General features: G+C 38.4%; 14 protein-coding genes. 6 read left to right on the top strand and 8 right to left on the bottom strand.

Going from position 1 to position 15031, the window contains the following annotated elements:
- Positions 1 to 22 precede the first annotated feature (22 nt).
- From RM573_RS11250 to RM573_RS11240, 3 genes are all read right to left on the bottom strand, one after another.
- Positions 23 to 721: an SOS response-associated peptidase family protein gene (locus RM573_RS11250; RefSeq protein ID WP_311581710.1), complete on the bottom strand. Its 699-nt coding sequence runs from the start codon at positions 719 to 721 to the stop codon at positions 23 to 25.
- Between the two features lie 105 nt (positions 722 to 826).
- Positions 827 to 1999: a DUF547 domain-containing protein gene (locus tag RM573_RS11245; protein WP_311581708.1), complete on the bottom strand. Its 1173-nt coding sequence runs from the start codon at positions 1997 to 1999 to the stop codon at positions 827 to 829.
- A gap of 223 nt (positions 2000 to 2222) precedes the next feature.
- A complete protein-coding gene (locus tag RM573_RS11240) occupies positions 2223 to 3968 on the bottom strand; it encodes a DUF885 domain-containing protein (RefSeq protein ID WP_311581706.1) in 1746 nt (581 codons plus the stop codon).
- Between the two features lie 142 nt (positions 3969 to 4110).
- Between RM573_RS11240 and RM573_RS11235 the strand changes: the two genes are divergently transcribed.
- From RM573_RS11235 to mutM, 3 genes are read left to right on the top strand one after another with little or no spacing between them, the layout of a single operon-like run.
- The gene (locus RM573_RS11235) at positions 4111 to 4608 is read left to right on the top strand and encodes a hypothetical protein (protein WP_311581704.1); all 498 of its coding nucleotides are present in this window, start codon (positions 4111 to 4113) and stop codon (positions 4606 to 4608) included.
- 11 nt (positions 4609 to 4619) lie between these two features.
- Positions 4620 to 5522: an ATP-grasp domain-containing protein gene (locus RM573_RS11230; protein ID WP_489753981.1), complete on the top strand. Its 903-nt coding sequence runs from the start codon at positions 4620 to 4622 to the stop codon at positions 5520 to 5522.
- A 19-nt stretch (positions 5523 to 5541) separates the two neighbouring features.
- The gene (mutM, locus tag RM573_RS11225) at positions 5542 to 6357 is read left to right on the top strand and encodes a bifunctional DNA-formamidopyrimidine glycosylase/DNA-(apurinic or apyrimidinic site) lyase (RefSeq protein WP_311581700.1); all 816 of its coding nucleotides are present in this window, start codon (positions 5542 to 5544) and stop codon (positions 6355 to 6357) included.
- A gap of 8 nt (positions 6358 to 6365) precedes the next feature.
- Here mutM and RM573_RS11220 read toward each other — a convergent pair whose 3' ends face one another.
- Complete coding sequence (locus tag RM573_RS11220) at positions 6366 to 6857, bottom strand: DUF6491 family protein (RefSeq protein WP_311581697.1); 492 nt, start codon at positions 6855 to 6857, stop codon at positions 6366 to 6368.
- A gap of 80 nt (positions 6858 to 6937) precedes the next feature.
- Positions 6938 to 7414, bottom strand: a complete 477-nt coding sequence (gene coaD / locus RM573_RS11215) for a pantetheine-phosphate adenylyltransferase (protein WP_311581695.1) — start codon at positions 7412 to 7414, stop codon at positions 6938 to 6940.
- 185 nt (positions 7415 to 7599) lie between these two features.
- Here coaD and RM573_RS11210 point away from each other — a divergent pair, with 185 nt between their 5' ends.
- A complete protein-coding gene (locus tag RM573_RS11210; protein WP_311581693.1) occupies positions 7600 to 8262 on the top strand; it encodes a TetR/AcrR family transcriptional regulator in 663 nt (220 codons plus the stop codon).
- A 56-nt stretch (positions 8263 to 8318) separates the two neighbouring features.
- On the opposite strand, the gene RM573_RS11205 is transcribed toward RM573_RS11210, so the two are convergent.
- Positions 8319 to 9062 carry a 3-deoxy-D-manno-octulosonic acid kinase gene (locus tag RM573_RS11205; protein WP_311581691.1) on the bottom strand — a complete coding sequence of 248 codons (744 nt, stop codon included), beginning with the start codon at positions 9060 to 9062 and terminating at the stop codon, positions 8319 to 8321.
- Between the two features lie 66 nt (positions 9063 to 9128).
- Between RM573_RS11205 and RM573_RS11200 the strand changes: the two genes are divergently transcribed.
- Entirely contained in the window at positions 9129 to 10178 is a 1050-nt protein-coding gene (locus tag RM573_RS11200) for a glycosyltransferase family 9 protein (RefSeq protein WP_311581689.1), read from the top strand.
- 86 nt (positions 10179 to 10264) lie between these two features.
- A complete protein-coding gene (locus RM573_RS11195) occupies positions 10265 to 11287 on the top strand; it encodes a LacI family DNA-binding transcriptional regulator (RefSeq protein WP_311581687.1) in 1023 nt (340 codons plus the stop codon).
- Positions 11288 to 11395: 108 nt separating this feature from the next.
- Here RM573_RS11195 and RM573_RS11190 read toward each other — a convergent pair whose 3' ends face one another.
- Positions 11396 to 12886: an MFS transporter gene (locus RM573_RS11190; protein ID WP_311581685.1), complete on the bottom strand. Its 1491-nt coding sequence runs from the start codon at positions 12884 to 12886 to the stop codon at positions 11396 to 11398.
- An 84-nt stretch (positions 12887 to 12970) separates the two neighbouring features.
- The gene (locus RM573_RS11185) at positions 12971 to 15004 is read right to left on the bottom strand and encodes a glycoside hydrolase family 97 protein (RefSeq protein ID WP_432280237.1); all 2034 of its coding nucleotides are present in this window, start codon (positions 15002 to 15004) and stop codon (positions 12971 to 12973) included.
- Positions 15005 to 15031: the final 27 nt, after the last annotated feature.

Genomic DNA, 15031 nt, shown 5'->3' with positions numbered 1-15031 from the left:
CAATTAATACTTTGAACAATGCTCAAATCGCATCTTTTACAATGAATTCAACTTCACCTAGCGCCAGATGAGTCAAAGGTTTATCGATTGGCTGAGCGAGTAAATTTTGCGGTATCCGAGGGATTAATAAGTCATGAAATGATTCCACATTGGTAATTTCAGTATTTAACCAATCATTGACGAGGTTATCTTCTTGCGGAAGAATTAAAGGCATGGCTTTGCTGTGAATGTGCTTGAGTTTGTCATGTGCAGGCAAGGTAATAATGGAGCAAGACGTTTTCACTTCACCCGTGTGCGGATGTAGCCAATCTCGGCACAAGCCTCCTAGTAACAACCCACCGCTTTCTGCGTGCATATCATAATAATGAACCGGTTTTTTATTTTTAAACTCTGTTTCACCAAAACCTTTGACAGCAAAAATACAACGAGAATGGCGAAAAGCATGATATCCCGCACTTCTAGGCGTATTTAATTTATCATATCGGGTATTAAACGAGGTATATTTCGACGGTTTAAAGCCGTTATCACTTTGTTCAAGCAATAACCACCAAATAGCATTTTCTACCACTCTACTTTCGTTTCTGCTTCTGACAATAGAAACAACATCTGCCGCCTTAACGAAACGTTTATCAATTGGCTTATCGATAACTTTATTAATATTTAAACGGGTATAAAGCTTTTTTACGCCGCTATCAAAGGTTGCATTAAATCTGCCGCACATAATAAAAATCTTGTGGTTTTCATAAAGTAGGTTAAGAAAATGGCCATAACAAAGACGATGGGTAGGTATCGCTGTAATGTTATGGCCTAAACTTATTCGGACGTGTTATTTTTCTTGGCTCTCACTCTCTTCTTCGTCAGTGATGGTTACTGTGCCTTTTCTTATCTCTTGCAGTTTCATCATGGTTTTCATTTTTTGAATTTGAGCCTCAGAGAACCTTCCTTTGAGTGGCGAGAAATTTGTGATATTACTGTTCATATAACCGCTATTTGTAAAAGAAACATTTTCTTTTATGCCATCTGGTCCTTTAGCGACAAACGCATCAATCAGTGCTGCTGAGCTTGTTGAAACACTTCCACCATATTTTCTTTCTGTGCCGTATAAGTCGGCAATTTTCCAGTTTGTGGTATTCGTTTTAATTTCGTCGGTGGCAAGAAGTTTGCTTTTATAAGAACGATTTAAATATTTCTTTAAATGGTCTCTTAAGTCTTCATCAAAATCTTTAAAAAAAGCTTTGTTTTGTTCATACAATTTTGACACTCTAAAGGTTTTTGAACCATCACTAAAAGTACCGCGATTAGAGTTAATAAATAAATTCGCATTGCGTTCTAAAATTTTCCATACTCTTTTGCCGGTATAGGGCTCTCTTCTGATATCTGGGCTTGCGATATAACCTTGGTGGAAGCCGTATATTAATAACGGATCATAGCCAAAATTATGAATCACAATTGACTTAATATCATTTAAACTAAGCTTCTCGTTGTCAACCAGTAAGTTTTTTTGATCAAATAATTGCCCTTTCTCAGTGAGTGATTCGAGATTTCTTCGTGGGTATATCAGTAATAATTGCTCAAGCAAAGAAACATTGTATAAATTGAGCCAATAGGCAAGTTGTTCATCTTTAGAGAAAAAATGTAACGGTGAATTGCTAGGTAACGACTCTAAGCTTTTTCTGACATTGGTCATTAACTGAATTTTCTCTGGGGTATCAAAAGCTTCATAATGAAAACGATTGCCTTCTAAATCGGTTAACGCTTTCACTTTGTTTCTAAAACGGGTGCCTATGCTGGCCTTAGATTTTTTCGCTTTTTGTCGAGTTGAATTACCCATATATAGAACAGAGGCTTTTAAGATCGCTTCTACATCGTCATAGATGATGACAAACTCAGAATTATTATCGTATTGGCTAAACTTTTCTAAGGTTTTTTTATCGAGCGCAAGGGCATTTACACTCACTAAAAACATGATGGTTAGCAACAATGTTTTGGTAAAATTCATAGTAACTTCCTGTATTGATTTTTAAATAGATAAGTAACGGTAACTTATCTTTGAGTCGCTCACAATAGTATAATAATTAATCACACTTGGGGCTTTGTATTATATAGCGTACAAATATTATCGAAAAAACTAATGGCGAATCGATAATATACAACGGGATGACGTGAAATACCTGATGTGACAATAAATCTTTTATTATCCACATCAGGCAGGGCATGACAGGTTATTTCTGTTGTTCGATCCAATCTTTGGTTAACTCTTCTAACAAGGCTAATGGTAAGCTGCCATTTTTGAGCATTTGGTCATGGAATTTACGGATATTAAATTTATCACCTAACTCTTGTTCAGCTAGAGCACGTAATTGTCTGATTTTAATTTCGCCAATTTTGTATGATAACGCTTGAGCTGGCCAGCTAATGTAGCGGTCAATTTGGCCAATAACATCAGCAATACTTAACGCGGTATTTTCGGCTAAATAATCGATAGCTTGTTGTCGAGACCAACCTTTGGCATGCATACCGGTGTCGACTACTAAGCGACAAGCGCGCCACGCTTCATACGTTAAACGACCAAAATCACTATAAGGGTCTTGATAAAAGCCAATTTCTTTACCTAATCTTTCAGAATATAACCCCCAGCCTTCACCATACGCTGCGTGGTATAGGGTTTTTCTAAATTCTGCCATATCCACTTCTTGCGCAATGGCACTTTGAAAGTGATGGCCAGGCTCTGCTTCATGAAATGTTAATGCTTCTAAGGTATATAGTGGCTGGCTTTTTAAGTCTTTGGTATCTAGAAAGTAAGTGCCAGATGTGGTGCCACTTCCATCAGATGCCACGTAATAAGCTCCGCCATTGGGTGCTGATTTAATATCAAAAGTTTGCTGAGGTAATTTGGAAAACCATTTTGGCAATTGTGCCGCCATTTTACGTGTAATATAGCTGGCCTTTTCGAGTAAATCGCGTTCGGTTGTCGTATAAAATTGTTCGTCAGTTCTTAAAAATTCAATGAAAGCTTTAAAGTCACCTTGAAAACCGACTTGCTCAATAATGGTCTGCATTTCTTCGCGGATACGTTTGACTTCATTTAAACCTAACTGATGTATTTCATCCGCCGTCATGTCTGTGGTGGTATAAAATTCGATTAAATATTTATAATAATCTTTACCGCCAGCCAATTCGCTAATGCCTACTTTGCTGCGACAGTTGGCCATGTATTCTTGAGTGAAAAATTCATAGAATTTTTTGTATTCTGGAATAATCGACTCTTTAATCAATTTCGATCCAGCGGCACGAAAATGTTGTTTATCTTGAGCTGAAAAATTAGCGGGAATATTGGCAAATGGTGCGTAAAAAACACTTTGCTGCACGTCATCAACAATGTGTTGACTAATGCCTTTATGATATTTACTGAATGTTTCACAATAATGCACGTGGCCTACAGAAATAGCTTCTTTTAGTGAATCAATATGCTCTTGGTTGTAACGTGGAAAGTCTGCCAAACTAATCAAGTAATTTTGATAATCTTGCTTAGTTAAAAATGACATATTGGCAGGAGCACCGGCGAAGTAACTATCAAATCCTGAGTAGTAGTTTAGCGGGTATAAGTGATCAAGTTGTTGGTAGCTATTGGCTTCAGTTTGACGTTCATATTTAAATAGTCGATAAGTAATTTGGTCTTCACTCGATAAATCATTAACGTTTATTTTTGCTAATCGTTGTAATAACTCATTATTATATTTTTCTCGTCGATCACGGCCAGCTTTTGACATATCAGGCAATTTCCCGTTCATACGAAATGCATCAGGGTCTTTACGGAAAAAAATTTGCTCTTTATTGGCGGTTTGCCAATGTTCATCAATTAATTGTTTAAATTGTTGGCTAGTATTGTTATCACCAGCTTGTGCTGAACAGCTTATTGCAAGCGCTAATAACACACTATACCAAGTGCTTTTAAAGGTGTTGCTCATTGTCATTAACCTATTTAGGGGATTGTTATTGTTGTGGTTATTATACGGTAATTAATGAAAATAATCGCTGCGTTTTGTCAGTTAGTTTCGTATCATGTGTTGGTAATTTGTTGCGTAATTTAGGGTTTGTTAGGTATTTATTATGATTAAGTTTTCTCGTGCCGGATGGAATAACGTTATTATTTTTGCGGTATTGGGCTTTATTTTATTGATCAACGCAACTCATGATAACGTTTTTACATCTGCGGAAAATACTGAGCAACAAGTACGGCAAGAAACACCCATACTAGGTGATAATGCTGTGGTATTAACGTTAACGATTAATCAGCAAATCAAGATAGAACGCATCGGAAAAACGTGGCGTGCAATTCCAGACAATATCTCTGGGCAAGCACTTGAACAAATGATGATGGCGTGGCAACAGAGTATCGCTACACCCGTTGATGAACCCATCGGAATCGATGAACAATTAGCTTTACTTGTAAGCGTAGAATTGGCGGGACACCCGCAAGCCTTATTATTAAGCTTGCATACAACTGAACATGAATTACTGATTTTTAATCATCAAACACAACTATGGTCAGTTTTACCACTACAGATTTATGCTCAATTATTACCTACACAAATTTTTGGCAATTAAGGTTGTTTATCATGAAATTATGCGCGGTGTTATCAATGGATACATTAGAGGATTTTGAGGCTTATGATCATTTATTTGAGCCTCATTTATCTGCACTTGGTTGGCACGTTGAGGTGGTTTCATGGCGAGCAAAAAATGTTGATTGGGATAAGTATGATACTGTGATTATTCGAACGCCTTGGGACTATCAAGAAGATGCTGAAGCTTTTCTGCAAGTACTAGAAACTATTGAACAATCTACCGCGCATCTTGAAAATAGTTTAGCTATTGTTCGTTGGAATATTGATAAAATTTACTTAAAAGAACTAGCCGAACGTGGCGTAAATTTAGTGCCAACGCTGTGGCGAGATTCATTACAAGCCAATGAGGAAATTACTGAAGACGATTTACATCAGTATTTTGCCGATTTTAGCCAACCACAAATTGTGTTGAAACCACGAATTAGCGCCAATGCCGACAATACTTTTTGGCTAACTAAAGCCAATGCTAAACAGTCACTTGCTGCAATTAATCGTGCTTTTCGTGGTCGTGATTTTATGATCCAACCTTTTATGGAGGCTATCCTAGCTGAAGGAGAATATTCATTGTTTTATTTTAATGGTGAATATAGTCATGCCATTTTAAAAACACCAAAACCCGATGATTTTCGTGTACAAGAAGAGCATGGTGGCCGTTTAACCACGATTGAACCTGAACCCGCCTTGGTTGAACATGCGGAGCAATGTCTGAAAGCGATCAGTCAATTATTTACTATGCCACTTTATGCTCGAGTTGATTTTGTTCGTGACCAAACTGGCTTTGCGCTGATGGAAGCAGAACTGATTGAACCGTCCTTATATTTCAATATGGATGAGCAATCACCTCTTCGCTTCGCACAAGCATTTGTGAAACGAATGAATCACCTTGCCTTATAACTAAAAAAGAATGAAATAAATGCCAGAATTACCCGAAGTTGAAGTATGTCGTTTAGGCATTACGCCCCATATTATTGATCAACAAGTGACCGACGTTGTGGTGCGTCATAAACAGTTACGTTGGCCAATTCCTGATGAAGTGCAAAGTCTAGTTGGTAAAAAAGTCTTAGCAATTAAACGTCGTTCTAAATACTTAATGATTGAATTTAGTCATGGCACGTTATTAATTCATTTAGGTATGTCAGGCACTATTCGTGTTATCGATGCTAGTACGCCTGTCGCTAAACATGATCATTTTGATTTAGCGTTTGCCAATAAAAAAGCCTTACGACTCAATGACCCACGACGATTTGGTGCGGTGTTATGGCTTGCGGAACATGTTGATGAACAAGGATTTTTAAGTAAACTAGGGCCCGAACCGTTAAGTGATGACTTTACTCATGGTTACTTGTTTAACAAGGCTAAAAATCGAAAAGTGCCGATAAAAACTTTTTTAATGTCGAATCCGGTTGTTGTCGGTGTTGGCAATATTTACGCCAACGAGGCACTATTTAAAGCGGGTATTTTACCCACTGCCTTAGCGGGAAATTTATCTGAAAAACGCCTAAATACCTTAACGGATATCATTAAAAAAGTATTGGCAGATGCTATTGAACAAGGCGGTACAACGTTAAAAGATTTTACGCAAGCAGATGGCCGTCCGGGGTATTTTGCGCAAAAATTACAAGTGTATGGTCGTGCAGGCGAAAAATGTTTTACCTGTCAGGAAACTTTAGAGGAAATTCGCCAGTCAAATCGCAGCTCAGTATTTTGTCCGAGCTGCCAACAAGAGTAGAGCTTTAGTTATTTTGAATTAGTTTCAGTGCTTGTTTGTTCTTGTGTATTCACACTTTCTTCTTCATCCGTTTGATCTTTTTTCGGATTATCAATTGCACGAATATCGGCAAGTTGCTCTACAGTTAACGGGTAAATAGTTTTAATTCGACACTGAATTTGTGGGGCTTCAACTGTCGAAATAGAATCTGAGCGAGCATTTAATGTAGCCGTGTTTAATCGATTTAAAATAATGGCTTGGGTCCAACGCAAATCTGGACAATAGCCGGCCAATTCAATTAAGAATTTACGTTTATGACTAGAAGATAAAATTATAAATTCATCGGTTAAACTTGACCAAGCTTGAAACCTAAAGCGTGACACCCGTGTTACTGGCTCAATTTTCTGGGTTATCACATATTCATGAAACGCGACATTTTTGGCTTTTTGGATGGCGTTATTATTCGATGTACAGGCAGTCATGCACAACACTGAGGTAAGTATAACGGTGATTAATTTCATAATTTGCCTATTTTAGTTCACGTGAAAACAGCAATATTACTGTTTTTTATTCATACTTTCGGTGTTGTTTGCCATTTAGCCTAACTATTTTCTGTTAAGGCTTTTTCCACGACGGGATGAACAAATTGGCTCACATCACCTTTATGAAGTGCAACTTCTTTCACTAAAGTTGATGAAATAAATGAATTTTCTTCCGAAGGTGTTAAAAACACACTTTCTAAATCGGGAGATAAGCGACGATTCATGTTCGCTAGTTGAAATTCATATTCAAAATCAGAAACGGCTCTTAGGCCTCGAATCAAAACATTAGCTTGATGAGTTTTTGCAAAATTTACTAATAAACCGCTAAAGCCAACCACAGTAACATTGCTTAAATCTCGGGTCACTTCTTCAAGCATAGCAACACGTTGAGCTAAATCAAAACGTGGTTGTTTGCTTGGGCTGGCGGCAACACTCACCACCACTTCGTCAAATAAGCGACTAGCGCGTTCAATTAAGTCGGCATGACCATTGGTTACAGGATCGAAAGTACCGGGATAAATAGCTTTTACTGTCATGATTTATTCAAAGTTCTTGGCATAATTTTCCCCATTGTAAGGGCTAGGTTAAGTCGATGACAACTAAGTTAGTACAATATTATCTAAATAGAAGTACAAACGTTAAAGTATTTACTCGAAAAAGGCTTTCAATCTAAGGAATTTTGATAGTATGATAGGGAAATCGACTAATTAAGCAGAAGTAAATGAGCATGAAAACCCGTGATAAAATAATTCAAGCCAGTATCGAGTTATTTAACGAGCAAGGTGAGCGAAACGTAACGACCAATCATATTGCGGCCCATTTAAGTATTAGTCCCGGAAATTTGTATTATCATTTTAGAAATAAAGAAGACATAATTTTGTCGATTTATGAAGAATATGCACGTAACTTACTACTGGATACCTTCCCTCAAGTTACACCTGATATGAAGCCGCTCGATACCATTATCTTGTACATGGATGCGGTTTTCCAAGCCCTAATGAAATTCCGTTTCTTTTACGCTAACTTACCGGTATTACTGGCAAAAAATCCATTATTACATGGCAAATATGTTGAAGTGCAACACACTATTAGTCAGCGTTTAAGTGAAATGTTAGTGTCTCTACGTGAAGCAGATATGATGGATTTTAACGATGATGAACTTCCAGATATCGTGAGTATCTTACGCTTGATCAATACCTTTTGGTTAAGTTTTTATCAAACCCAAAATGAAAATACCGAAATTAACGATTCAGTCTTTTTAGAAGGGGTTTTAAAAATATTAGTTTTGCTTCGCCCTTATATTACCGAGTCAGCCAAAGCTGATTTTTTAGAAGCTCGTACTATGTACCAACAACGTCACAAAGACGCGTTAGTAGCTGCTTAAATACCCCTGTTTTTGAGCTAACAGTGAATGATATTTTTTGGCTATTTACCCGCTAATTATGTCGATAAATAGCCTTCCAGTAATACTTGCCAATCTTTGTCCTGCCAGTGAAACTCAGCTAATTTAGCTTGTTCTTTTTTAAAAGAACGTAACAGACGATCGATATTGGCTTGTTGCCATGTTTTCTCTGGTTGTCGTTGTTCTCCACGATCAAAATCAATCAACCAAACCTTACTGTTTTTATCGAGTAAAATATTATGAGCATTCAAGTCATGATGGTAAATGCCCTGTTGATGAAAAGCTTTTATACAGCGTCCAATGTCATGCCATATTTGAGCATCTATACTATCAACGGATAAGGCTGCGACTAAATCTTGGGCGTTGGCAATGCGAGCGGTTAAAATATCAGCTTGATAACATAAGCCTGATTTTTTGACCCGATAAGCGATTGGCTTAGGTGCCGGTAGATTTAATGATGACAAAGTTTTTAATAAGTTAAATTCAATTGCTGCGCGGGTTTTGTTAAAGCCAGTGAAGAGATAACTGTCATGAATGAATTTACCGATTAAACCACCGCGATAATAATGACGTAGTACCCATTCGTCGTGTAAATGCCTAACAAAATAAGTTGTGCCTCGCCCTTGTGCGGTTCCGGTTATTGCTCCCTGCTGTTGCCAATAATCGGGTGAAAGCATTTCTTCATTGAAACTTTCGATTGAATTTTCATCAAAACAATAAAAATTATTGCCTTGTTGAAAAATTTTCTCCTGACAGGGTTTTACAATTGCCGATGGGTTCAAGATAATGTGCCTATTATTGTGAATTTAACAACCAACTATTGTGGTGATTCTTTTATGCTGGGTCAAATGACAGCGCCAAAAAAAATATGTTTATTGCGACTTTCCGCCATTGGTGACGTTTGTCATGCCGTGGCTATGGTACAACAAATTCAAGCTCAATACCCAGCGAGCAAAATTACTTGGGTGATCGGTAAAATTGAGGCGTTATTATTAAAGGATTTACCTGGTGTCGAGTTTGTCATATTTGATAAAAGAGCGGGTTTGCAAGGGTATTTAGATTTATATCGTACCTTAAAAGGACGAAAATTTGATGTATTGTTACATATGCAAGTGGCATTGAGAGCAAGCATCGCGAGCTTATGCATTTCGGCAAAAGTAAAAATTGGTTTTGATCGGGTACGGGCCAAAGAAGGGCAATGGTTGTTTACTAATCACAAGATATTGCCGCAAAAAAATCCACACGTATTAGATGGTTTTTTAGGATTCGCGCAAGCTTTAGGCGTTACACCTCAATCGCCTTCATGGCAGATACCCATTTCCGATGAAGATCAGCTATGGGCAAGTGAAGCGATATCATCGACTAAACCCATTGCGGTTATTTCGCCAGCTGCCAGCAAAGCAGAACGCAATTGGCACAGTGAAGGCTATGCAAAAATTGCTGACCATCTTATTGAGCGTGGTTTTGATGTGGTGATCTGTGGCGGTCCTACGCTGGCCGAAACATTATTAGCTGAAGAAATTTGCGCTTTAAGTGAACATTCATTAAAGAATTTAGTGGGTAAAACCACGCTTAAGCAATTGCTTGCTGTTTTAAAGCTTGCTCATCTAGTCATTGCGCCAGATACTGGTCCTGCACATATGGCCGTATCAGTAGGGACACCTGTTATCGGTTTATACGGACACTCTAATCCGCATCGTACAGGTCCTTATTTATATCAAGATTATGTTGTAAGTTGTTACCAAAGTTCGGTGCAACAACAATACAAAACACCTTTAGCTCAACTACCTTGGGGAATAAGAGCAAAAGGTCAGGGGTTAATGAATGCTATTACAGTGGGTCAGGTGAAAGATAAGCTAAAACAACTAATCGCTAATCATTACCCTGAATTACAATAGCTTAGTTATGCATGGCTTGAAAATAGACTATGTACTTAAATTAATCTGTCAGGTAATATATTTTTAGTATTAATTAAAGAGCTTATTTGATGTCTAAAGCCACATCATTTGATATTGCCTTTCGGGCTGGCGTGTCACAATCAACTGTTTCACGAGCACTTCGCAATAGTCCGTTAGTGAATGAAGAAACCCGCTTAAAAGTTCAAGCGATAGCTCATGAGCTTAATTATAAAGTGGATAAAAATGCCAGTAGTCTTCGTACGCAACAAAGCGATACTATTGCCTTATTACTTTTTGAAGACCCAACCAATGATGATTCATTAATCAATCCTTTCTTTTTGTCTATGTTAGGTAGTATTACTCGCGCTTGTGCACAAAAAGGATATGACCTGTTAGTGTCCTTTCAACAACTAAGTGATGATTGGCATGCGGATTTTGAAGACAGTAAAAAAGCCGACGGTTTAATTTTACTGGGATATGGCGACTTTGTAGATTATCAAGATACCTTGACTAAATTAAGTGAACAACACACGCATTTTGTTCGATGGGGGGCTGATGTTGCCGATGAAAAAATTGTTTCTGTTGGTTGTGACAATTTGCATGGCGGCTATCAAATGACAGAACACCTTATTAAAAAGGGGCGAAAAAATGTTGCCTTTTTGGGTGATGCCTCAACGCATGCCCCTGAGTTTTTAGAGCGTTACAATGGTTATTGCAATGCCTTAACGGATCATAAACTTTCAGTCTTAAGTGAGTTGCAAGTCGATGCGATCTCAATTGAAGAGTCTGGTTATCAAGCCGCTTGTCAGTTAATTGAGAAAAACTTGTCATTTGACGCCATATTTGGTGCCAGTGACTTAATCGCTATTGGTGCAATGCGAGCCTTGCAAGAGCATGGTATTAAAGTGCCAGAGCAAGTTGCTGTGGTTGGTTTTGATGATATTGCCGTGGCAAGTTATACCATTCCAGCATTAACCACGGCAAAACAAGATACAACACTGGCGGGTGAGGTGTTAGTCGATAATTTAATCGCCTTAATCCATGGCGAAAACCCTACAACAACATTAATGCCGACTAAACTTATGGTGCGTAACTCTTGCGGTAGTTAATGGTTAAAGGTTGGTATTTGTATCGTTAGAAGCGTGTATAGAATCAATGTGAAAAGCCCTATAACAAACGTTATAGGGCTTTTTTAATAACTAAGATCAATGGCTTGTTTAAGCTACAACCGCATTATCTTGTGAAGTAGGAGTTATGGTACTTACACCATCTTTCACAAAATACACTGCTATCGCGGCTAATATCATTGAAGCACCTGCCATCATTAATATGTATATTGCTTGATTATCAAAGAGTGCGGTTAAGATCCAACCTGCAAAAACACCTGAGACAATTTGTGGAGCGGCAATGGTAAAGTTGAAAATTCCCATGTAAACGCCGGTTTGTTTTATCGGAATGCTGCCGGCTAAAATCGCATATGGCATGGCTAATATAGCGGCCCAAGCAATGCCTACCCCGATCATTGGAATAAATAATGAGACGGCACCTTGTGGGACTTCTATTTGGGTGATGTATAAATTAACCGTGGTCAGTGAAGCGTCATGTAAGAAGAAAATACTTAAATACCCTAACCCACCGGCAATTAACGAGAGTGAATAAGTCAGTTTACGACCAATTTTATTCGCGATTTTTGCTAAAAAGATGGAAAAGATAGCGGCAAAAAGAGAGTAGGCAGCAAAAATAATACCTACCCAGTCACCAGCGGTTCCTTTGGCGGCAGCGATATGAGCCGGCACTTCTGTAACACTAGCTAAATAATCAGGATTAAACCATTTAGCTTCTACGCCCCAGATATGCTGTGTGATAGCTGGCATGGTATAAACCCACATGATAAATAAGGCAAACCATGAAAAGAACTGTACGATAGCAAGTTGCTTCATCGTTTTTGGCATCGATTTCATCAAACCGAAAAAATCACTTAATTTGCTCAACAGAGAACGTTGTTGTTTTGCGACTTCTAATGGTGCTAAACCGAATTCTCCTGGAGCATACTCTTTGGTTCGAATCACTGTCCATAAAACCGAGCCAAACATCACACTAGCACCAAGGTAAAACGCCCAAATTACCGAAGGGGCAACTTCACCTGTTGGGGCGGTATTATCTAAGCCAATAACATTGGTCAATACGAAAGGTAAAATTGAACCACAAACAGCACCAATATTAATCAAGAATGATTGAATAGAATACCCGAGCGTGCGTTGTTCATCTGGAACCATGTCTGATACCAAAGCACGAAATGGTTGGAATGCTACATTAAAAGAAGCATCCATCACCGCTAACATCATTGCACCAAAAAATAACGGAGTGATAAAGCTGGCAATAGTGGCAGAATTTGGCATTAGTAACATACCAATAGCCGCTGCAACGCCTCCAATTAATATATAAGGGCTACGACGACCAATACCATTCCAGGTTCTGTCTGACGCTGAGCCAACAATCGGCTGAATTATTAACCCCATAATGGGGGCGACTAACCAAAATAATGAAAGGGAATGTAAGTCAGCACCTAAATCTGAAAGGATCCTACTGGCATTGGCATTTTGCAAAGCAAAACCAAACTGTACGCCTAAAAAGCCAAAGCTAATATTCCATATTTGCCAAAAACTGAGTTTGGGTTTGTGTTGTGTTGGTATGGCTGTTGTCGTCATTATTATACCTTCTACCTATCTTCGTCTATAAAGCGGTATTGCATACGATTTCGTTAATTCAATACCGCTACTAAGTTATTTACATTAAAGTGCTTTAAATCTGATAGCAACGCCACCGCTAGTCGCTAAAGGAATCGTTAGCGTATCAGATGCGGTCACATTTTTTTGCTCAATAATCATGTCGTATGGATTATCGATCCAGTTTGCCTTTTCACCATCTCGATAAATTTGTGCTTGATAACGTTTAGATTTATCTAAAAAGGTTAAAGGTAATTCAATATCGCGAGCCTCTTCGTTGGTTAATGCGCCTAAAAACCAATCGTTTCCATCACGTTCTTGACGAGCAAATGCTACATATTTGCCCACTTCACCGGCAATGGCTTTACTCTCTTGCCAGTCCGTTGGTACGTCAAGAATAAATTGAAAAGCAGGTAAGTTCGCTTCATAGTTTCGCGGTAAATCTGACGCCATTTGAATCGGACTATAGATGACCACATACAGGGCAAGCTGTTTAGCAAGCGTGGTTTGTGGTCGATCGGTGTCGGCTCCTAACCCTTTAAAGCCCATATCAAAAGTACCAGGGGTAAAATCCATCGGACCTGAAAGCATGCGAGTAAAAGGTAGGATTGTAGTATGTTCCGGTGTATTTGGCGGTGATCCCCAAGCATTATATTCTTGACCACGTGCGCCTTCACGTGAAATCCAGTTTGGATAGGTACGACGTAAGCCGGTATCTTTGATTGGCTCATGCGTGTTAATGCTGATGTTATACTTGGCTGCTAGGGTAATATTATGTAAATACTCATTCACCATAAATTGGCCGTCATGCCATTCATATCGAACAATACCCTGCTCATCGATGCGTTTAATTTTGCCACCGTCAGCGACGTACCCTGTTTTTACTTGGCGAACACCGTGTTTTTTATACAAAGCGAAGGCATCATCCATTTGTTGACGGTAATTAGTAACATTACCTGAAGTTTCATGATGACCAATTAAACGAACGCCTTTAGTTAAACCGTGCTCTGTGATTGATTTGATATCAAAATCATCATAAGCCTTTGAAAAGTTGAAAACATCGCCGTTATTATACCAGTCACCATCCCAACCAATATTCCAACCTTCAACTAATACACCATCAAAGCCATATTTTGCAGCAAAATCCATGTAACGTTTAGTTTCACTTGTGGTTGCGCCGTGTTTGTCACCGCTGCCCCAAGTGTTTTCACCAATGTGCATGCCCCACCATATGCCGACATATTTTCCTGGTTCAATCCATGATGTATCTGCTAATTTACTTGGCTCATTTAAATTTAAGATAAGATTTGAGTTTAATAATCCTACTGCATTTTCACTGATTTGAATGGTTCGCCAAGGCGTGGTGAAGTTTGCTTTTTTCTTCACTAAAATACCATCAGACCAAGGGGTTAAATCTGCTTTTAATACTCCGCCTCGCATTTGTTGTAACGTCATACCTGCGTAATCAACCAATGCTGCTTCATGAATACTAATATGAGTGCCGTTATCTAATTTAAAGGTAAACGGGGTATGAACACGATCAATTTCCGTAAACTTGGTGGTTTGATATAAATATTCATAACGATTCCAACCGCGTGATGGTATCCACCATGCCGTAGATTTTTCAGCTTCTTTAATGGCAAATTCTGTCATTTCGTTGGTGATTTCAATATCACCAGCTAAACCTGCTTGTTTAGGCACTTCATATCGAAAACCTACGCCATCGTTAAATACTTTAAAGCGAACGTTAAAGGTATTGGCACTGTTTCGTTGCGTAGTAAAAGTAACGAGTAGTTCATTATGGTTATCTCGAATATTTTTTCGTTCTCCCCAAGGTTGTTGCCAAGTAGTATCACTGCTTGCCGTTGATGAAGACTTAATAGTGAAACCATCACCCAGTTCGGCTGCTTTTTTAAAGCGTAAACCTAATCGTGACGTGTCTATTGCTGTTTCATTGTTTAAATCGACTCGGTAATTCGGTATAGCATCGTCATTTACGGTGAGTACTAATTTTCCGTTAGGTGAACTTACTTTTAATGTCTGCGCCAATAACACAGGGGACATTAAGCAGGTGGTTAAAATCAACAGTATTTTATTCATTTTAATTCTCTAAGGTTTTTATCTGTT

Source organism: Thalassotalea castellviae (assembly GCF_031846185.1).
Taxonomy (GTDB): Bacteria; Pseudomonadota; Gammaproteobacteria; order Enterobacterales; family Alteromonadaceae; genus Thalassotalea_H; species Thalassotalea_H castellviae.
This window is presented reverse-complemented; position numbering and strand designations above follow the sequence as displayed.